The following is a 19,253-nucleotide window of genomic DNA, read 5'->3' as shown; positions in this document are numbered from 1 at the left end:
TCATGACCACCTATATCGCCCGCCGCATTCTGCTGATGATTCCGACGCTGCTCGGCATCCTCTTCATCTCCTTCGTGGTCGTGCAATTTGCGCCGGGCGGTCCGGTCGAGCGCGTGATCGCGCAGCTCTCGGGTGCCGACACCGGCGGGACCTCGCGCATCTCCGGCGGCGGCGATTTCGCGCAACGTGCGCCCGGTCAGGTGGGTGCGGGCGGCGACGCCATCAATTCGAAATATCGCGGCGCGCAGGGGCTGGACCCCGATTTCATCAAGAATCTCGAGAAGCAGTTCGGCTTCGACAAGCCGGCGCCGGAACGCTTCGCGCTGATGGTCTGGAATTTCGCCCGCTTCGACTTCGGCAGGAGCTATTTCCGCGATGTCAGCGTGATCCAACTCATCAAGGAGAAGCTGCCGGTCTCGATCTCGCTCGGTCTTTGGCTCACGCTGCTGACCTACATGATCTCGATTCCTCTCGGCATCCGCAAAGCCGTCAAGGACGGCTCGCGCTTCGATGTCTGGACATCGGGCGTGATCGTGCTCGGCTATGCGATCCCGGGATTCCTGTTTGCGATTCTCCTGATCATCCTATTTGCCGGCGGCTCGTTCTTCAACTGGTTCCCCCTGCGCGGATTGACCTCCGACGGCTGGTCGAGCTTTCCGTGGTACTGGAAGATCATCGATTATTTCTGGCACCTGACGCTGCCGCTGATCGCGATGGCGCTCGGTGCCTTCGCGACCATGACGCTTCTCACCAAGAACTCCTTCCTGGACGAGATTCGCAAGCAATATGTCATGACGGCGCGGGCCAAGGGCTGCAGCGAGCGCCAGGTGCTCTATGGTCACATCTTCCGCAATGCCATGCTGATCGTCATCGCGGGCTTCCCCGGCGCGTTCATCAGCGCATTCTTCTCGGGAGCGCTGTTGATCGAGACCATCTTCTCGCTCGATGGGCTCGGTCTGCTCTCGTTCGAGAGCGTGCTCAACCGCGACTATCCGGTCGTGTTCGGGACGCTCTACATATTTTCGCTCATGGGGCTCGTGATCGGTCTGATCTCCGACCTGACCTACATGTGGATCGATCCACGGATCGATTTCGAGGCGCGGGAGGTCTGATGACGCTGACAGCCCCCACTCCGATCGAAACCACCGCAAAGTCGCCGCTCGGCGACGCCGTGCCGATCACGCGCAAGCCGTTCGTGCCGTCGCCGCTCAACAAGCGGCGCTGGCAGAACTTCAAGGCTAATCGCCGCGGTTACTGGTCGTTCTGGATCTTCATAGCCCTGTTCGTCGTCTCGCTGTTCGCCGAGCTGATCGCCAACGACCGGCCGTTCCTGATCAAGTTCGACGGCCATCTCTACTGGCCGGCCTTCGTGACCTATTCGGAAACGACATTCGGCGGCGATTTCGAGACCGCCGCCGATTATCGCGACCCGTATCTGCAGAAGCTCATCAAGGACAAGGGCGGCACCATCCTATGGCCGCTGATCCGCTATTCCTACGACACCCACAATCTTGATTTGCCGACGCCGGCGCCGTCGCCGCCGACATGGTTGCTGACGGAAGCGCAATGCAAGCCGGTGGTGGAGAAGAAGGGGCTGAAGAGCTGCCGCGACCTCGAATACAACTGGCTCGGTACCGACGATCAGGGCCGCGACGTCGTCGCCCGGCTGATTTACGGCTTCCGCATCTCCGTGCTGTTCGGCCTCGCACTCACGATCTGCTCGTCGGTCATCGGCATCATCGCCGGTGGCGTGCAGGGCTATTTTGGCGGGTGGACCGATCTCCTGTTCCAGCGTTTCATCGAGATCTGGAACTCGATCCCCTATCTCTATCTGCTGCTGATCATATCGGCCGTGCTTCCGCCAGGCTTCTTCATCCTGCTCGGCATCATGGTGCTGTTTCACTGGGTGTCGCTGGTGGGCCTCGTGCGCGCGGAATTCCTGCGCGGCCGCAATTTCGAATACATCCAGGCGGCGCGGGCGCTCGGTGTCTCCAATGTCATGATCATGTTCCGTCACCTGTTGCCGAATGCGATGGTGGCGACCATGACCTTCCTGCCGTTCATCGTCTCGTCCTCGGTGATGACGCTGACCGCGCTCGATTTTCTCGGCTTCGGCTTGCCGCCCGGCTCGCCTTCGCTGGGTGAATTGCTGTCGCAGGCCAAGGCCAATGTGCAGGCGCCGTGGCTCGGCTTTGCTGGCTTCTTCTCGGTCGCGATCATGCTCTCGCTCCTGCTTTTCACGGGCGAAGCCGTGCGCGATGCTTTCGACCCACGCAAGACCTTCAGGTAAGCGCATGGACGCGATCAACCAGCCCCTGCTTGCCGTCCGCGACCTCTCGGTGGCTTTCCACCAGGGCGGCAACACGACGCTTGCGGTCGACAAGGTCTCGTTCCAGATCAAGCGCGGCGAATGCGTCGCGCTGGTCGGCGAATCCGGCTCCGGCAAGTCGGTCAGCGCGCTGTCGATCCTGAAGCTGCTGCCCTATCCCAGCGCCTCGCATCCCTCGGGCAGCATCCGCTTCAAGGGGCAGGAGCTGATCGACCGGAGCGAGCAGCAGATGCGGGAAATCCGCGGCAGCGACATCTCCATCATCTTCCAGGAGCCAATGACCTCGCTCAATCCGCTGCACACGATCGAGGCGCAGATCGGCGAGATCATCCAGCTGCACAATCCGACCAGCAATGCCCAGGCGCGCAAGCGGACGCTGGAGCTGCTAACGCAAGTCGGCATTCCCGAACCGGAGACGCGGCTGAAGAGCTATCCGCACCAGCTCTCCGGCGGACAGCGCCAGCGCGTGATGATTGCGATGGCGCTCGCCAACGAGCCGGATCTCTTGATCGCGGACGAACCGACCACGGCGCTCGACGTCACCGTGCAGGCACAGATCCTGGCGCTGCTCGCCGAGATCAGGTCAAGGCTCGGCATGAGCCTGCTCTTCATCACCCACGACCTCGGCATCGTGCGCCGCATCGCCGACACCGTCTGCGTCATGAAGGGTGGCGTGATCGTCGAGCAGGGGCCGGTCGAGCAGGTCTTCAAGACCCCGAAACATCCCTATACGCGCGATCTGCTCGCGGCCGAGCCGAAACCGGATCCGGCGCCGCCGCAGCCGAATGCGCCTGTCGTGATGGCGGCCGACGATCTGAAGGTCTGGTTTCCGATCAAGCGCGGTCTGATGCGCAAGACGGTCGGCCACATCAAGGCGGTCGACGGCGTCAGCGTCGCCGTGCGCAAAGGCGAGACGCTCGGCGTCGTCGGCGAGTCCGGCTCGGGCAAGACCACGCTGGGCCTCGCGCTGCTGCGGTTGATCTCGTCGAACGGTCGCATCGTCTTCTTAGGAAAGGACATCCAGGGCCTGCGCTTCAAGGAGATGCGCCCCATCAGGCGCGATATGCAGATCGTGTTCCAGGATCCGTTCGGCTCCCTCTCACCGCGCATGTCGGTTGCCGACATCATCGCGGAAGGCCTTTCCGTGCATCAGCCGAACCTGTCGCGCGAGGAGCGCGAGGCGCGCGTCGTCAAGGCGCTCGAGGATGTCGGGCTGAAGCCGGAGATCCGCGACCGCTATCCGCATGAATTCTCCGGCGGCCAGCGCCAGCGCATCTCGATCGCGCGCGCGGTCGTGCTGGAGCCCGACTTCGTCGTGCTGGACGAGCCGACCAGCGCGCTCGACATGCTGTTCCAGGCGCAGATGGTCGATCTCTTGCGCGAGCTCCAGCGCAAGCGCGATCTCACCTACATGTTCATCTCGCACGATTTGCGCGTCGTCGCCTCGCTTGCGAGCCATCTCATCGTGATGCGTGGCGGCAAGGTGGTGGAGGAAGGCCAGGCCGCGGAGCTGTTCAAGAACCCGAAGACGGATTACACGCGCGCGCTGTTCGCGGCAGCGTTCCGGCTGGAGACGGCGGGCAACGGCTCGGTCGCGACGTAGGTTTTCCTGGTCATTTCGCCGCGGGTACCGCTGGTACCGGCAAGATGATTTCGGACGCGATCTTCCAGTCTTTCCCGGCGCGAAGCCAATTGATGATCATGAGAAAGGGCCTCGCCGTTCCGTCCTGTCCCGCATAGGAGACGGTGATGTTCATCGGCACATAGGACTCGGCGACGTCGCGCGTCAGACCGACAACCCTGAGCTTTGAATAATCCGGCTCGATCACGACCGGACCCGAGCTGCCGATATCATGCAGTTTTTGATCGATCGCTTCGTTGCCCCAATAGCCGGCCCAGTTTCCTTCAGAAGGAATCGCGCTCTTGGCCACCAACAGGGTCGAAGGCGATTGCCAGAACATCCCATGCAAAGCCGTGAAATCGTGTTTGTTCGCCAGCTCCATCAGCCTGCCGAACTTCAATTTGATCGCGCCGAGGGTCGCCGCATCCAGCGGCGCGTTCCCGACGGCCGGAGCAGCTGCGACAGCTCCGGTGAAAAAAGCCGAGGCAGCGAGGGTGACAACCAATGTCTTATACATGCAGGAATGTCCCTTCCAGAGCCTGCGCGCTCCCGGCGCGAACACGCCGGGAGCGGCACCGTCACTTCGCGAGCGCGGCCTTTTCGATGACCTCGGCGACTTGCTTCGCATGAACGACGAGCGAGGCATGGCTGCCGGCGACTTCCGTCGTCTGAGCCTTGATCCTGGCAGCGAACGACTTCTGGGCCTCGGGCGCGAGGACCTTGTCCTTCGTGCTGATGACGTAGAAATTCGGCTTGTCGTGCCAGGCCGCAATGTCGACGGGGGCCTCGAACGCAACATGATTCAACGGAAGCTGAGTGTTGGCCAGGTGCGCCGCGATCTCAGGAGGAAGGTCAGCGGCGACGGCTGACGGAAACACCTTGGGGTCGATGTACAGATTGCCCTTCGCGTCGGGATGAATCGCATTGCCGCCTTCGGTCGGCGGACCGGCCTTGGCCAGCGATGCCAGGGATTCGCCGACGTCGGGCGCGAAGGCGGAGACGTAGACCAGCGCCGAGACCTTGGGATCGTTGCCGGCTTGCGTGATCACCACGCCGCCCCAGGAATGGCCGACCAGAACGGTCTTGCCGTCCTGCTTTGCGAGGGCCTGTTTGGTGGCGTCGACGTCGGCCGCGAGCGACGTCAGCGGATTTTCCACGAGCGTGACGTTGTAGCCTTTCTTCGAGAGAATATCGGCAACGGGCTGCCAGCTCGTCTGGTCCACGAATGCGCCGTGCACGAGCACGATGTTGTGGGCTGCGCCCTTGGGCGGCTCGGCGGAATAGGCGGAGCCGGCCAGCGCCGATCCGGCCAGAAGTATAGCGGCGGCTGAGAATAGAATGTTTCGCATTGATGGTTCCTGTGGGCATGTCGGACGAGCACGGTCCGGGGGAATGGGCAGGCGTTTCCATGGAGGTCGCGGTTCTTCCATCTGCCGTTGGCGAAATGGTTGCCGCACGTGACGGCGGCCCGCCGCAGCATCACCTAGTCCGCAGGCCTTTCGGACGATAGGGATCAATCGTCCGGATGTTGTGTCCGATCGTCCACGAGACTAACCTCGACAGCATGGACATCCTCGCCCAAGTGCTCGATCGCGTTCGCCTCGGTGGCACGCTGCTGTTTCACTTCGAGCTTGGCCATCCCTGGAATCTGGAGCTGCCGGCGCGTCCCTACGCGCTGTTTCACTATCTCAGCCGGGGCTCGGCGACGCTCGCGCTTGCGGACGGACAGGAAATCCAGATGACCGAGGGCGATTTCGTCGTGATCACGCGCGGCGATCCCCATGTGTTCTATTCGGATCGCCGCGCCAAGCCTTTGCGGATCATGGACATCGATCGCGCGTCGTCGCGGTTTGGTGTCATCAGTCACGGCGGCCGCGCAAAGCCGCTCTCGACCATGATTTGCGGCAATTTCACCGTGTCGCGGCCGATGTTTGGCAGCGTGCTCGAGTTGCTTCCGCCCGTCCTCCTGCTGAAGCCGGCAGCGGACGGTGGTTGGCTTGAAGCCATCCTGCGCCGCATGATCAGCGAGTCTGCGCTCGAACGTCCCGGGCAAATTGTCGCGCTGTCGCGACTGACGGAAGTGCTGTTTGTCGAGGTGCTGCGAAGCTGGATCTCGTCTCTCAGTCCCGGACAAGGTGGCTGGCTCGGAGCCATCTCCGACCCACATATCGGACCGGCGCTCAAGCAGATTCACGAGAACCCCGAGCGGCCCTGGACACTGAACGACCTTGGCCGTCGCGTCGGGCTCGGCCGCTCGGCATTTTCGGCGCGCTTCACCAGGCTCGTCGGCCAGTCCATGCAACGTTATGTGATCGAACGCCGGATGTCGAAAGCGGCGTTCCTGCTCGAGACCAGCGATGAGTCCATCGCACGCATTGCGAGCCGGGTCGGCTATGAGACGGCGGCGGCGTTCTCTAAACTGTTTCACCGGCATCACGGAGCGTCGCCAGGCCGCTACCGGGCCTCTCGACGCACCGACGCAGGCCATGCGCAGTTGGACGGCTCGGAATTGCAGATATCCGATTGACCTTGAACAAGCGGCGTCGCCGGGTCTGCAAGTGGCCCGTTTGCGACATGCCAGTATTGGTAACAGGGAGCCCACAATGCTGAAGGCAAACACCGGCCAGTTTGGGTTCAGTGCGGACCACGATCCTCCGATGGTGGTTGCCTTGATGCCGTCCACACAGCGACACCGAACCGTGGCTGCTGGTGTCGTGGTCGTCATGCTTGCCGTTTCAGCTCTCGTCGCTCCTTTCGAGAATCGACAAATCGGTAGAATCGACAGCTTTCTTCCGGTAGTTCAGACGGTCACCAGCGCAGCTGACCTGCTGACGGCGACCCTCCTGTTCGCTCAATATTCGGTGCAGCCTCACCGGGCGTTGCTCGTCGTCGCGGGCGGATACATCTTCGCCGGCTCGTTTGCCTTTCTGCAAACTTTGAGCTTTCCGGGCAGTTACGCCCCGAACGGGCTCATCGGTGACGTCTACAACACGCCAGCGTGGTTCTTCGTACTTTGGTACACCACTTTTCCGCTGAGCATCCTTGCCTATGCGCTGCTCAAGGACAAAGGAGGAGGCTCGAGGCTCTCGACGAGGGCAAGCATCGCAACCACGCTGATCTCGGTGTTTGCGGCAATAGCCTTTTTGTCGTGGTTGGCCATCGGCGAAACCAGGCACTTGCCGAGCTTTTTCACGACAGGTCTGATGCTGCAGACCCCGCTCAGCAATCAATTCAATATCGGCCTGTCGCTGTTGGGTTGTCTCGTGCTGCTGGTGCTGTTCGTCCGTCGGCGCACGGTGCTGGATCTGTGGCTGATGGTCACGTTGTTTGCGGCGCTTCCCAACTTTCTGGTGGCGGCTTACGCGGGCTCTTCGCGATTTTCCGTCGGCTGGTACACCGCGCGCGGATTTGCCCTGATCGCAAGTTGCATGCTGTTGTCCGTGCTGGTGACAGAGATGATCGTGCTCTACTCGCGGCTGGCCAGCGCCCTGGTCATGCAACGGCGCGAACGCTCCAATCGCTTCGTGAGCATCGATGCGGCGACTGCGGCAATCGCTCACGAAATCGGATCTCCGCTGGGGGCAATCACCCTGAACGCAAACACCGCTCAGCAGATACTTGTCGCGCAGCCTCGTCGGCTCGACGAGATCAATGCCATTCTAAGGAATATCGAAGAAGACAGCCTCAGGGTAAGCGAGACAATCACCAGCGTTCGTGGACTGTTCAAGGGGGCGGTTGATCAACCGGCCACGATCAGCCTCGAGGGCGTCGCGCGCCAGGTGTTACGGTTGTTGCAGCACGAAATGCAGTTCAACGAAATTCTCGTTGCGACCGATTTTCGGGTCGAAGTGTCTCTGGTGCGTGCCGATCCGATGCAGTTGCAGCAGGTAATTCTGAACTTGTTCAAGAACGCCATCGAGGCGATGGCTTCCGCCGGCCCCAACGGCCGCAGATTGAGTATTGCCACGCGGCTCGACGAACGAAACTCGTTTGTCCTGCTGTCTGTGCAGGACACCGGCCGCGGAGTGCCGCCGCAGGATCATGACCGCATCTTTGATGCGTTCTTTACAACCAAGCCAGCGGGCATGGGATTGGGACTGGCGATATGCCGAACGATCATCGAAAGGTACGGCGGCCGTTTGGTTCTTGCCAAATCGAGCCCTCAGGGTTCGACGTTCGAGATCGCGTTGCCTCTTGAAAGCGATAGGAGAGGCCGTGCGTAGGACCTCCTCGCCTCAGGGTCGGGCGGCGTGGGGATCAAATGGATCATTGTGCGAGCGGTATGCCTCGCACCGTTCGTCGGGACAGCGGTAGCCGTTTGCCTTGAACCCCCTGCCATTCTGATTGAGCGCAGGAGGCCTTGTATGGCAGGCGTTACAGGGTAGGCCGGTCTGCAGGGCGTATGGCGGCGTGGCCTGGCTTGAGGTCGTGGCGGCCCAGGCGAGGACGGCCGATACCCCAACCGTGAGGAGAACGATTTTCATAAACGCTCTTTCCTTCGCGCGAAAGACAGCCATCACCGGTACAACGCCAGGTTCGTCTTGGCTGTTCCCCGACCGTAGCCCTCTGGCGGACCATTGCCAATATCGCCGGTGGCCGTCGACATCTTGTTTGCGCGACTGTCGTGCAAACTCGGTTTTTGCGTAGGTGGGTTATCGGGAGGGGACGGCAATGCAATAGCTCAGGATAAAATCCGCTGATTTAGAATCCCTGATGCCGGGGCAGCAATCGTGAAACCGGAGATCTTCGTCCGCTTTCATGCAGCTGGGATAAACGCCAGTCACGAGACAAACCCTTCCGGTGCTGCACTTATGCGTGCCCGACGCAGAAAAGCGGGCCTCCTCGCCCAGAGCCGAGGTCGCTACCAGGACGATAGCTGCGGTCAACACGAGAGGTCGCGTGCGGCGTTCGTATCTGTACTTCGCTCGCCAGATCGATAGCCTCATTGTCACCCCGCCGTTTGTATGTTGGTCAGCCTTAACCCAATCAGACTGGGCGGGAATGTCTCCTCGGCGCCCAGATCATTCACCGGCCGTGCGCCGGGTCGCTCATGGCCGTGGCGGACCCGCCAAGCGCTTCTCAGGGAAGACCGCTTATGACCCATAGCACTTTGGAACTGAAGCCACCCCGCCTGCGTATTAAGATTTGCGAGAACTCAAACCCTGCGGTTAGGACCCGTAACGACGAGGTTGTGTCATGCAGCGGCGCCGCCGATTCAAGCAAACCCGATCCCTTGAAGAACGCCTCACCCAAGAAGCCGAACGCCTCCGTGAAGAAGCCAAATCCCTTCCCCCAGGTCCTCAACGTGAGTACGCCCTCCGCAAAGCCAGACATGCAGAAACCGGCGTGCACATGAGCGAGTGGCTCAGATCGCCGAGGCTTGAGCTGCCAGAGTAGCGCACCGAATCTGCTAGTAACCAGTCGAGAATAGGAACATTGTTCTGGCATCACCGACCTGGGGCCTGCCCGTAGGCGTCGGTGGCAGAGAGAGACGCGCGCTCCCGCCTTTATAGGAGTGAGCTTTGAGTGCGTCGCAAAATCCGTTGTCACCGCAAGAGCCGCCAAGCCAGTGTCCCGTCTGCGATGCCATTCCGTGCCATTATCTAACGGTTCCGGACACGGCTAAAGGTCGCGTAGCAAACGTCTATCGCTGCAAAGAGTGCCATAACCTGATCTGGCAGGGCTAAGGCCGCCTTCGTCGAATCTCGCTGCATCGACCATCAGCTGGAGGGCGGTGTCCGAATTCGATAGCAACGAATACTGCCGAAGCGTATTGTTCTCACATCATCGGCCTAGGCCCTGCCAGTAGGCGTCGGTGGCTGAGAGAGACGAGCGCTCCCGCCTGCATTGGGAGCGCGCCATGGCCGTGTATTATTTTGACCTCCGCGACGAAGACGCTCTTCTTCTAGACGAAGACGGCCTGGAATTCTCAAATCTACGGGACGTGCAAGAAGAAGCCGCCAAGTCCTTGGCCGACATGGCTCGCGACGCTGTGCATGGCGCCCGCCATTTTTCGACGCGATACATGGCGATAGAAGTGAGGGATGAAGAGGGGCCGGTCATGCAGGTCCGGGTTAATTTCGAGGTCACCCGGTGGCAATAGGCCGACCTCCTCAAGTGGAACTCCTTCCGTACTGGCGTGGGGGCGTGTTCGCCAACGGAGCGCCAACCTGGAGCATGCCAATGATGAGCGCCATTGAGTGTCGGGTGGCCGCCGAAGCCTACAAGGCCGAAGCTAGCGTCGCTGGGACCGCCACCAAGAAGGTCACCATACTCACCAATATCGTGCATACGCTCGGCGGCTTAGCGAGCCAGTTAGAAATGCTCGATAACTACGAGCGGGAGCATGAGCGAAAGCACTAAGGGCTCTCAGTTGGCGGCCTCTTTCATCTGAAGAGGTCAGCTTGTGGATCAAAGCAGACGCGAGGTATTCTCGACGACGCGTGCTACAGCCGCTTGATCGCAACGACCTCGCTGCCGGCCGTCTTGATCCGCGCGACCGCCGGCTCGATCGGCTCGATCACGGTCGCCATGTGATACGCGTTGGCGTGAACCATCGTGCTGCCATCACGCACGATGGCGACATGGCCCTTCCAGAAGATCAGGTCGCCGCGTTGCAACTTGCTCTGCTCGTGCCGCTCCAGCGCGCGACCGAGGCCCGCCTGCTGCATGTCGCTGTCGCGCGGGCAGCCAATCCCGGCAGCCGTCAGCGAGGCCTGGACCAGACCGGAGCAATCGATGCCCAGGCTGCTCTTGCCGCCCCAGAGATAGGGCGTGCCGAGGAAGCGCTCGGCGACCGCGACGAAATCAGGCTCGCGATGGTCGAGCGGCGAAAGATGGGTCTTCGGCACGAATGTACCCTCGCGCGTGACGGCGAACATGCCATCCTCGCGCGCGATCGTGAGCTGCGATCCCAGCACCAGCGTATCATCAGGCGGCAGCTTGATCGACGCACCGGGAAAGGCGAGCGTCCGCAGTGCGGTCACCTTGTGCGTTGGCGCGGCCGCGGGCTTCATCAGCGCCGCATCCGGCAGCCAGCCGACATAGCCGTCGCTGCCGAGCTGGCTCCAGGCCCAGCCCTCGCCGTTGCGATCGTAGACAGTGACGCGCTCGCCGCGCAGTGCTTCGGTCATCAGCATCGCGTTCGACGACGGCTGCTCGCGGACCGGCGCGATCGGCGCGATCACCTCGAACTCCTCGCCGGTGACGAAGCGATCGGCCTGCACCTTGCCTTCGAGATATTTCGCGGCGAGGTCGCTCCGCGCCGGTGTCAGCCTGAGATCATGCATAGCGCTCGCTCAGCACCTTGTAGATGGCGCGGGCGGCCTGGCACTCGCCGCCCTCGGGCCGCGCCGGCTTCGCCGACGGTGTCCAGCCATAGATATCCACGTGAAGCCAGCTCCTGGCCTGCTCGACGAAGCGTTGCAGGAACAGAGCGCAGGTGATCGAGCCGGCAAAGCCGCCCGACGGCGCGTTGGTGATGGTGGCGGTCTTGGAGTCCAGCCACGCATCGTAAGGCGGCCACAGCGGCATGCGCCACAAGGGATCGTTCTCCTGCGCCGCGCAGCGCGCGACGTCGGCGGCCAGCGTCTCATCATTGGTGTAAAAGGGCGGTAAATCCGGCCCCAGCGCAACGCGCGCAGCGCCCGTCAGCGTGCCCAAATCAATCAGCAGCTCGGGCTTCTCCTCGTCGGCCAGCGCCAGTGCGTCGGCGAGCACCAGCCGGCCTTCCGCGTCGGTATTGCCGATCTCGACGGTGATGCCCTTGCGGGAGGTGAAGATGTCGAGCGGACGGAAGGCATTGCCGGCGACGGCATTCTCCACCGCCGGGATCAACACGCGCAGCCGCACCTTCAGCTTCGCATCCATCACCATGTGCGCCAGCGCCAGCACATTGGCGGCGCCGCCCATGTCCTTCTTCATGATCAGCATGCCGTTCGACGGCTTCAAATCCAGCCCGCCGGTGTCGAAGCAGACGCCTTTGCCGACCAGCGTCACCTTGGGATGGGTGAGGTCGCCCCACCCGATATCGATCAGCCGCGGCGCGCGATCCGAGGCCATACCGACCGCGTGGATCAACGGGAAGCTCTTTTCCAGCTCCTCGCCGATGGTGCAGGCGTAGCTGGCGCCGTACTCGGCCGCGAGCGCTTGCGCGGCGGCGGCCAACTGCTCCGGCCCCATGTCGTTGGACGGCGTGTTGATGAGGTCGCGCGCCAGCATCGCAGCTTCCGCCATACGATCGATCTCGGCGACGTCGATGCCATCGGGCGGCACCAGGCGGACGTCGGGTCTCTCGGCCTTGCGGTAGCGGGCGAAGCGATAGCACCCCAGCGCGAAGGCGAGCGCCGCCAGTCGTGCATCGTGCGGTGCATTGGCAAAGCGATAGGTGCCTGCCGGCAGCAGGCCTGGCAGGGCGCCGGGCCGGAACAGATCGCGCGATTTCGCGCCGTCGTCATCGAGGCCGAACAGCACCTGCGCAATCGCGCCGTCGGGCGCGGGCAGCGCGAGATAGCCGCCCGGCTTGGCGGCAAAGGCGCTCGCAACGGCGAACTGGCGCCGCGCCGGCGGTAGCGTCTCGCGCACGGCTTCCCAGCTCGATTTGGTGACGAAGGTGATTGGGGTGGCGGTCGAGGACGTCTCGAAGACGGAAGGCATTGGGGGGTCCGCAGGTCATTCGGTTGGAGGAGACTTCGCAGAGTTTTGCGGTGGCTGCAATCGGCTTTGCGGTCACCGTTCAGCGAGCCGCTACTCGCAGAGAAAGACCCATGCTAGGTTCCGGCAGTGGTCGCCAAGCAGGTCATCAGGGGCGCAGAGAACGCCCATGACCGACGACAATGCGTGCCGGGAGGAATGCGATGGAATTTGTGTGGAGCGGGATCACATTCATTGGCCAGGCCATCGAGGCCGTCTTCGGCTATGTCGAGCATCACCATTGGGTCTTCGCATTCCTCGCCGGCGGCTACGTCTTCTATCTCCACGATCGCTCGGTCCACGCGCGGTTCGACGCGCTCGACAAACGCATTGACGAGATCCGCAAGCGTCTCGCCATCGAATATTGATCGAGCTTCCCGAAACAATCCGCGGCCGGCGCTCGTATCTTGGTCGAGAACCGCGGTTCATGCGTGCGTTGCCGCAGGGCTTTACTAGCGTTTCGGTTGTGGCATTATTGACAAATACTTTTTAGGTTGTGTGATGCGTTTCTGCACGTACCGAGCGCAACAGCGCCGTTGAATTCCTGATGATACCGATCCGGGTTGTGACCTGACTGAGCTCTTCGTCGTAGGCATTTCTCTCAATCGTTTGGGCGACGCAGCATTCGCATTGAGCGGCGCAGTATGGATAGATCGTTTGTCATTGCGCAGATCTCCGACCTGCACCTGGACGGGTCAGGCCGGCTGCTTCCGACAATCGAGGCGCTCACCGCCGCCATGCGCGAGCGGATGGCGCGCTTTATGGATGTGCCTGATCGGGTCCTGCTGATCACGGGGGACATCGTGAATGATCCGACGCCGCGTTCGCTCGAGGAGGCGGTCGCTGTCATCGCGTCGTTCCGGCAGAGCGGCCTGTTCACCGACATCCAGGCCGTTGCCGGCAATCACGACGCCAAGCGTCCGAGTAAGCCGGGCGGCCGGCACGATGCCTACGACTATCTGCATCTGCCGCGAACCTCGAAGAGCGTCTATTACCGTCAGGCTGGACTCGACCTGATGCTGCTCGATTCCAACAGCGCGAGCCTGACGGCGCTCGCGAGCGGCCATGTCGACGAGCAGGCCTATCATGCGATGGTCGCACGGTCTGCTAGGCTCAGCGTCGAGCTCGCGGGGACCGTCGGTTCAGCCGGGCGGGCGGATTATTCAGAGCCGACGGAGAACCTGGTCCGTGTGCTGGCGCTGCATCATCATCCGCTGCCGCAGGCGACCGGCGAAGGCAAACGGTTCCTCGGTGCCGCCGACGAGCCGCTGATGTATCTCGCAGCGCCCGCCACCTTTCTCGAAGCGGCGACCTCGCTCAATGTCACCATGGTGCTGCACGGGCACCGGCATGTCGAGGGGCTTACCCGCTATTCGATTCCCGATCCGCGTGCGACGCGAAGGGGCAGCGAGGATTTCTGGCGCACGATCTACGTGCTGTCCTGTCCGTCCTCGACCGGGCAGGGTGGCGACGATGCCGGCTTCAACATCATCCATTTCGGCGCGGCGCCCGCGGCGGACCGGCCCGACTACCTGATCTCGATCGCCCGCTATTCGCGGCCGCGCAACGATAGCGCCTTCAGCCCGCTCGATTCGAACATGCCGGATGGGCTCATCAGCCTTCCGGTCGGGCGAGATCTGTCCCGAGATCCCGCCATTCAGTCGGCGATCGAGATTGCCTCGTGGGCGTCGCTGGATTGGGATCAGGTTCTGCTGCTCGCACGCCGATTGCTGTCGCGCTCTGCCTTCTATGATGACGGAGGGCAGGGCTGGACGGATTGTCTCTATACCTACCTCGTGACGTCCCATGCCTTGGCCGACCTCGATCGCAAGCTCGACAGGTCTGTCCAGAGGCGCCATGTCGCGGCGCTGGCAGAAGCAAGAGCTTTGCTTCGCGAACTGATCGGATTATCCGCCGACATACTCGACATCGACCCCGCCACGCTCGACGAGCTCCGGGCCGTCAGGCTGATCAGTCGTGATGACCTCAAGCGCCGATGGCCGGCGCTGCCGCGCGAGGATGGCGACGTCGAGGAGAGGGCGCGGCAGCGGCTGCAAGTGCTGCGGAGCTTGAACGACCAGGTGAAGCTGCTCGGTCTCGATCTGGACCTCGGCGGTGAGGCGCCGCCGCAGGCCAGCATACCGCGTTAACCGGCCATTAGGGTTAACAGTCTATTGCTGGCGCGTTCGGCTCGATCAATCCGCTCGAGAGTCAAGGCGTCATGCGTCAACGGTTCCGTCCTGTCCGGCTTCTTGCGTCAGCCTCGCTGATCGCGCTGGTGGCCGCCAGCCTCGGCGGCTGCACGGCAATGTCCAAGCTTTCCGACGTCACCGGCTCGATCGGGCCGAAGGCGGAGGCTGCTGCGCCGGCCGATCCTGCGCGCGCCGTCGAGGTCTATGGCGAGCGCTATCGTGCCAATCCGAAGGATGCCGACACGGCGCTGGCCTATGGCCAGGCGCTGCGCGCCAACGGCCAGCACGCCCAGGCCGCGGCCGTGCTGGAACAGGCGACTCTCGCCAATCCCGGCAACAAGGCGCTGCTGGCGCAATACGGTCGCGCGCTCTCCGACGTCGGCAATTTCCAGCAGGCCTTCGACGTGCTGTCGAAGGCACATTCGCCCGACAATCCGGACTGGCGCCTGCTCTCGGTGCAGGGCACCTGCCTCGACCAGCTGGGCCGTCACGACGAGGCGCGCGCCTATTATGCGAGCGCGCTCAAAATCGCGCCTGACGATCCCGGCGTGCTCTCCAATCTCGGCCTGTCCTACATGCTGTCGCGCGATCTGCCCAAGGCGGAAGAGGCGCTGCGGCAGGCTTATGCCTCGCCGCGGGCGAGTTCGCGGGTGCGGCAGAATCTCGGCCTGGTGGTCGGCCTCCAGGGCCGCTTCGCGGAAGCCGAGACCATCGTGAAGGCGGACCTGCCGCCGGACCAGGCCGCGGCCAATGTCGCCTATCTGAAGGAGATGCTGAGGCGCAACGACAATCCGCGCGGCGCGCCGAAGCGGACGCCGGTCGCTTCCCTCAGCCAGCCCGGCTGATTCGCCGCCTTTGGCGCGATGATGTGAATTTCATCCGATAATTCAGACGTTTGCCGCAAACCGCATGCCACCGGGCCGGCGATCGGCCGGCTACTGTGCATGGGGTTGTCTTCGCGGTTTTGTTTCGGCGTCAGTGCAATTCGGAGATCTTGATGCCGGTCGGTCCGAGAATGACGACGAACAGCACCGGCAGGAAGAACAGGATCATCGGCACCGTCAGCTTCGGCGGCAGCGCGGCGGCCTTCTTCTCGGCTTCGTTCATGCGCATGTCGCGGTTTTCCTGCGCCATGACGCGCAGGGATTGCCCGAGCGGGGTGCCGTAGCGTTCCGCCTGCTGAAGTGCCAGACAGACCGACTTGACGCCTTCCAGCCCGGTGCGCTTGGCCAGGTTTTCGTAGGCGACCTTGCGGTCCTGCAAATAGGACAGCTCGGCGGTGGTCAGGGTGAACTCCTCGGACAGCGCGATCGACTGGCCCACGATTTCGGTGGCGACCTTGCGGAACGCCATTTCCACCGACATGCCGGATTCGATACAGATCAGCAGCAGGTCGAGCGCATCGGGAAAGGCGCGCTTGATCGAGAGCTGGCGCTTGGAGATCGCATTCTTCAGGAACAGCATCGGCGCCTGGAGGCCGAGATAGGCCGCGCCGACGCAGATGCCGATCTTGATCGGCATCGGGCGGTCCATATGGGCGATCAGGAAGACATAGACGATCGAGCCGACGAACAGCACGATAGGGGCGACCAGGCGGGCGAACAGGAACGTGACATAGGGCGCATGGCCGCGATAGCCGGCCATGATCAGCTTGTCGCGCGCGGCCTCCTGCGCCAGCCATTTGGTGAGATTGAAATCCTCGACCACCTTCGAGACGAGCTGCTTGGGGGTCTGGCGTAGCGAGACCTTCTCGCTCTTGTTGAGGCGTTCGCGCTCGCGCTGCCGGATGCGCTCGCGTTCGCTCGCCACCGCCTTCATGCGCTTGGCAAGGCCCTCGCCGGCGAACATCGGCATCACCAGCGTGTAAACGGTGGCGCTGGCAGCGATGGCTGCCAGGAGCATGGTCATGAAGTGGGCGTCATGCAGTTTCGTAACGAGGAACTCGACCATGCGGCACCGTTAGAAATCGAAGTTGATCATCTTCTTCATCACCATGATGCCGACAGACATCCAGACGACGCACCCGACCAGCATGAGCTGGCCGGTAGGATGGGTCCACAGCAGGGAGATGTAACCGGGGGTCGTGAGATAGACGAGGAACATCACGATCGGCGGCAACGAGCCGATGATGCCGGCCGAGGCCTTGGCCTCCATCGACATCGCCTGGATCTTTTCCTTCATCTTCTTGCGGTCGCGCAGCACCTTGGAGAGGTTGCCCAGCGCTTCGGAGAGGTTGCCGCCCGACTTCTGCTGGATCGACACCACGATGCCGAAGAAGTTGGCCTCCGGCAGCGGCATGCGATCGTAGAGCCGCGAGCAGGCCTCGCCGAGCGGCATGCCAATCGCCTGTGTCTCGATGATGGCCAGGAACTCGCTGCGTAGCGGCTCCGGCGCGTCGGCCGCGACGACCTTGATGGACTCGAACAGCGGCAGGCCGGCCTTGATGCCGCGGACGATGACGTCGACGGCGTCGGGAAGCGCCGCCAGGAACTTGTTCTCGCGACGCTTCTTCAGGAAGCCCAGCGCCCAGCGCGGCAGGCCCAAGCCGCCGGCAAAGGCGAGTCCGGCCGCGCCGAGCAGGCCGCCGCCACCAAACAGCGCGCCGAAGAAAAACACACCCGCCACGACGCCGGATACGATCCAGAATTTCTGTGTGGTCCAGTCGAGCCCCGCCTGCGACAGGCGAATGTTGAGCGGGACGCTCTTCTCCTGCGCCCGCCTCGCCTCGAGGTCCTTGAGCGAGCTCTCGACCTGCTCGCGGCGTGAGCGCTGGCTCTTCTCCGCCTGCTTGGCAGCGGGCGCATCGGCGCGCGCGATCGAGGCGCGCCGACCTTCGGCCTTTCGCTCGCCAGACAGCAGCGGATAGAGGAAGACCCAGGCGATGCCGCCGACAGCGGCGGTGGCGAGGAAGGCGAGGGCGAGGACCTGAATGTTCATGGCTGCGCCGGCCTGCTCACGTGTTCGGTTTCTTTTCCGCGGCGTCGAGCGCAGCGGCAAGGCGTTTCTCTTCGCCGTAGTAGCGGGCGCGTTCCCAGAATTTCGGGCGACCAATGCCGGTCGAGCGATGCTGGCCGATGATCTTGCCGTTGGCGTCCTCGCCGATCAGGTCGTAGAGGAAGATGTCCTGGGTGATGATGGTGTCGCCTTCCATGCCCATCACCTCGGTGATGTGGGTGATGCGGCGCGAGCCGTCGCGCAGACGCGCGGCCTGGACGATGACGTCGATCGAGGCGCAGATCATCTCGCGGATCGTTCGCGAGGGCAGGGAGAAGCCGCCCATCGTGATCATGGATTCGCAGCGCGACAGCGCTTCGCGGGGATTGTTGGCGTGCAGCGTTCCCATCGAGCCGTCGTGGCCGGTGTTCATGGCCTGGAGGAGGTCGAAGGCCTCCGGGCCGCGGACTTCGCCGACGATGATGCGTTCGGGCCGCATACGCAGGCAGTTTCGCACCAGCTCACGCATCGTGACCTGGCCTTCGCCCTCGATGTTGGGCGGGCGGGTTTCGAGCCGCACCACATGGGGCTGCTGCAGTTGCAGTTCGGCCGCGTCCTCGCAGGTGATGACGCGCTCGTCGTGCTCGATGTAGTTGGTGAGACAGTTGAGCAGGGTGGTCTTGCCCGAGCCGGTACCGCCCGAGATCAGCACGTTGCAGCGGACGCGCCCGATGATCTGGAGGATCTCCGCGCCCTCAGGCGAGATCGCGCCGAATTTGACCAGCTGATCCAGCGTCAGCTTGTCCTTCTTGAACTTGCGGATGGTGAGCGCGGGGCCGTCGATTGCGAGCGGCGGCACGATGGCGTTGACGCGGGAGCCGTCGGCAAGGCGCGCGTCGCAGATCGGCGAGGATTCGTCGACGCGCCGGCCGACCTGGCTGACGATGCGTTGGCAGATGTTGAGGAGCTGCTGGTTGTCGCGGAAGCGGATACCGGTCCGCTGGATCTTGCCGCTGACTTCGATGAAGACCGTACCGGCGCCGTTCACCATGATGTCGGCGATGTCGTCGCGGGCGAGCAGCGGCTCGAGCGGGCCGTAGCCGAGCACGTCGTTGCAGATGTCGTCGAGCAGCTCTTCCTGTTCGGCGATCGACATCACGATGTTCTTGATCGCGATGATCTCGTTGACGATGTCGCGGATTTCCTCACGCGCCGATTCGGAATCGAGCTTGGCGAGCTGGGCGAGGTCGATGGCCTCGATCAGCGCGCCAAAGATGGTCGCCTTGACTTCGTAATAATTGTCCGAGCGGCGGGTTTCCATCACCGGCGGAGGCCGGGAGGGGGCGAGCGGCGGGGACGCGACCACCGGCGGGGGCGGCGCGCGCGACACCGTCGGCGCCGGAGCCGAGGCAGGCTCTGGCGACACGGCGCCGGGCTTGGGAGCCCGAAAGTCGGTGTCTGTTCCGCTACGCTTACCGAACACTTA

At 62.9% G+C, this 19,253-nt stretch carries 17 protein-coding genes; 10 read left to right on the top strand and 7 right to left on the bottom strand.

Features of this window, described 5'->3' with window-relative positions; all coding sequences use genetic code 11:
* Positions 1-2: 2 nt before the first annotated feature.
* The 3 genes from XI06_RS41470 to XI06_RS41460 are packed head-to-tail and all read left to right on the top strand — an operon-like array spanning position 3 to position 3,932.
* Positions 3-1,112, top strand: coding sequence for a microcin C ABC transporter permease YejB (locus tag XI06_RS41470; RefSeq protein WP_237863126.1), 1,110 nt, complete (start codon positions 3-5; stop codon positions 1,110-1,112).
* Positions 1,112-2,290, top strand: a complete 1,179-nt coding sequence (locus tag XI06_RS41465) for an ABC transporter permease (protein ID WP_237890273.1) — start codon at positions 1,112-1,114, stop codon at positions 2,288-2,290. Before XI06_RS41470 ends, XI06_RS41465 begins: the two co-directional genes overlap by 1 nt.
* A gap of 4 nt (positions 2,291-2,294) precedes the next feature.
* Positions 2,295-3,932, top strand: coding sequence for an ABC transporter ATP-binding protein (locus XI06_RS41460; RefSeq protein ID WP_237863124.1), 1,638 nt, complete (start codon positions 2,295-2,297; stop codon positions 3,930-3,932).
* A gap of 10 nt (positions 3,933-3,942) precedes the next feature.
* On the opposite strand, the gene XI06_RS41455 is transcribed toward XI06_RS41460, so the two are convergent.
* Entirely contained in the window at positions 3,943-4,467 is a 525-nt protein-coding gene (locus tag XI06_RS41455) for a hypothetical protein (RefSeq protein ID WP_237863123.1), read from the bottom strand.
* A 61-nt stretch (positions 4,468-4,528) separates the two neighbouring features.
* The gene (locus XI06_RS41450; protein WP_237863122.1) at positions 4,529-5,299 is read right to left on the bottom strand and encodes an alpha/beta fold hydrolase; all 771 of its coding nucleotides are present in this window, start codon (positions 5,297-5,299) and stop codon (positions 4,529-4,531) included.
* A gap of 215 nt (positions 5,300-5,514) precedes the next feature.
* Here XI06_RS41450 and XI06_RS41445 point away from each other — a divergent pair, with 215 nt between their 5' ends.
* The 4 genes from XI06_RS41445 to XI06_RS41425 all read left to right on the top strand — a co-directional run bounded on the left by XI06_RS41445 (position 5,515) and on the right by XI06_RS41425 (position 10,313).
* On the top strand, positions 5,515-6,477 hold the full coding sequence (locus XI06_RS41445; RefSeq protein WP_271608083.1) for an AraC family transcriptional regulator: 963 nt from the start codon (positions 5,515-5,517) through the stop codon (positions 6,475-6,477).
* Between the two features lie 76 nt (positions 6,478-6,553).
* The gene (locus XI06_RS41440; protein WP_237890274.1) at positions 6,554-8,173 is read left to right on the top strand and encodes an MASE4 domain-containing protein; all 1,620 of its coding nucleotides are present in this window, start codon (positions 6,554-6,556) and stop codon (positions 8,171-8,173) included.
* 1,637 nt (positions 8,174-9,810) lie between these two features.
* Positions 9,811-10,053, top strand: a complete 243-nt coding sequence (locus XI06_RS41430; protein ID WP_271607910.1) for a DUF6894 family protein — start codon at positions 9,811-9,813, stop codon at positions 10,051-10,053.
* Positions 10,054-10,133: 80 nt separating this feature from the next.
* Positions 10,134-10,313 carry a hypothetical protein gene (locus tag XI06_RS41425; protein WP_237863118.1) on the top strand — a complete coding sequence of 60 codons (180 nt, stop codon included), beginning with the start codon at positions 10,134-10,136 and terminating at the stop codon, positions 10,311-10,313.
* Between the two features lie 83 nt (positions 10,314-10,396).
* On the opposite strand, the gene XI06_RS41420 is transcribed toward XI06_RS41425, so the two are convergent.
* Positions 10,397-11,239: a C40 family peptidase gene (locus tag XI06_RS41420; protein WP_271607909.1), complete on the bottom strand. Its 843-nt coding sequence runs from the start codon at positions 11,237-11,239 to the stop codon at positions 10,397-10,399.
* Positions 11,232-12,605: a leucyl aminopeptidase family protein gene (locus XI06_RS41415; RefSeq protein WP_271607908.1), complete on the bottom strand. Its 1,374-nt coding sequence runs from the start codon at positions 12,603-12,605 to the stop codon at positions 11,232-11,234. The genes XI06_RS41420 and XI06_RS41415 overlap by 8 nt, the downstream gene beginning before the upstream one ends.
* A gap of 200 nt (positions 12,606-12,805) precedes the next feature.
* Here XI06_RS41415 and XI06_RS41410 point away from each other — a divergent pair, with 200 nt between their 5' ends.
* From XI06_RS41410 to XI06_RS41400, 3 genes are all read left to right on the top strand, one after another.
* Entirely contained in the window at positions 12,806-13,009 is a 204-nt protein-coding gene (locus XI06_RS41410; protein WP_237863115.1) for a hypothetical protein, read from the top strand.
* A 276-nt stretch (positions 13,010-13,285) separates the two neighbouring features.
* Entirely contained in the window at positions 13,286-14,791 is a 1,506-nt protein-coding gene (locus tag XI06_RS41405) for a metallophosphoesterase family protein (protein WP_271607907.1), read from the top strand.
* Between the two features lie 71 nt (positions 14,792-14,862).
* Positions 14,863-15,678, top strand: coding sequence for a tetratricopeptide repeat protein (locus XI06_RS41400; RefSeq protein ID WP_237863113.1), 816 nt, complete (start codon positions 14,863-14,865; stop codon positions 15,676-15,678).
* A gap of 130 nt (positions 15,679-15,808) precedes the next feature.
* Here XI06_RS41400 and XI06_RS41395 read toward each other — a convergent pair whose 3' ends face one another.
* From XI06_RS41395 to XI06_RS41385, 3 genes are read right to left on the bottom strand one after another with little or no spacing between them, the layout of a single operon-like run.
* Positions 15,809-16,783, bottom strand: a complete 975-nt coding sequence (locus tag XI06_RS41395; RefSeq protein ID WP_237863112.1) for a type II secretion system F family protein — start codon at positions 16,781-16,783, stop codon at positions 15,809-15,811.
* A gap of 9 nt (positions 16,784-16,792) precedes the next feature.
* Positions 16,793-17,770: a type II secretion system F family protein gene (locus tag XI06_RS41390; RefSeq protein ID WP_237863111.1), complete on the bottom strand. Its 978-nt coding sequence runs from the start codon at positions 17,768-17,770 to the stop codon at positions 16,793-16,795.
* A 16-nt stretch (positions 17,771-17,786) separates the two neighbouring features.
* Entirely contained in the window at positions 17,787-19,250 is a 1,464-nt protein-coding gene (locus XI06_RS41385) for a CpaF family protein (protein ID WP_237863110.1), read from the bottom strand.
* Positions 19,251-19,253 lie beyond the last annotated feature (3 nt).

It is taken from the genome of Bradyrhizobium sp. CCBAU 11434 (assembly GCF_028128895.1).
Lineage (GTDB): Bacteria > Pseudomonadota > Alphaproteobacteria > Rhizobiales > Xanthobacteraceae > Bradyrhizobium > Bradyrhizobium zhengyangense.
This window is presented reverse-complemented; position numbering and strand designations above follow the sequence as displayed.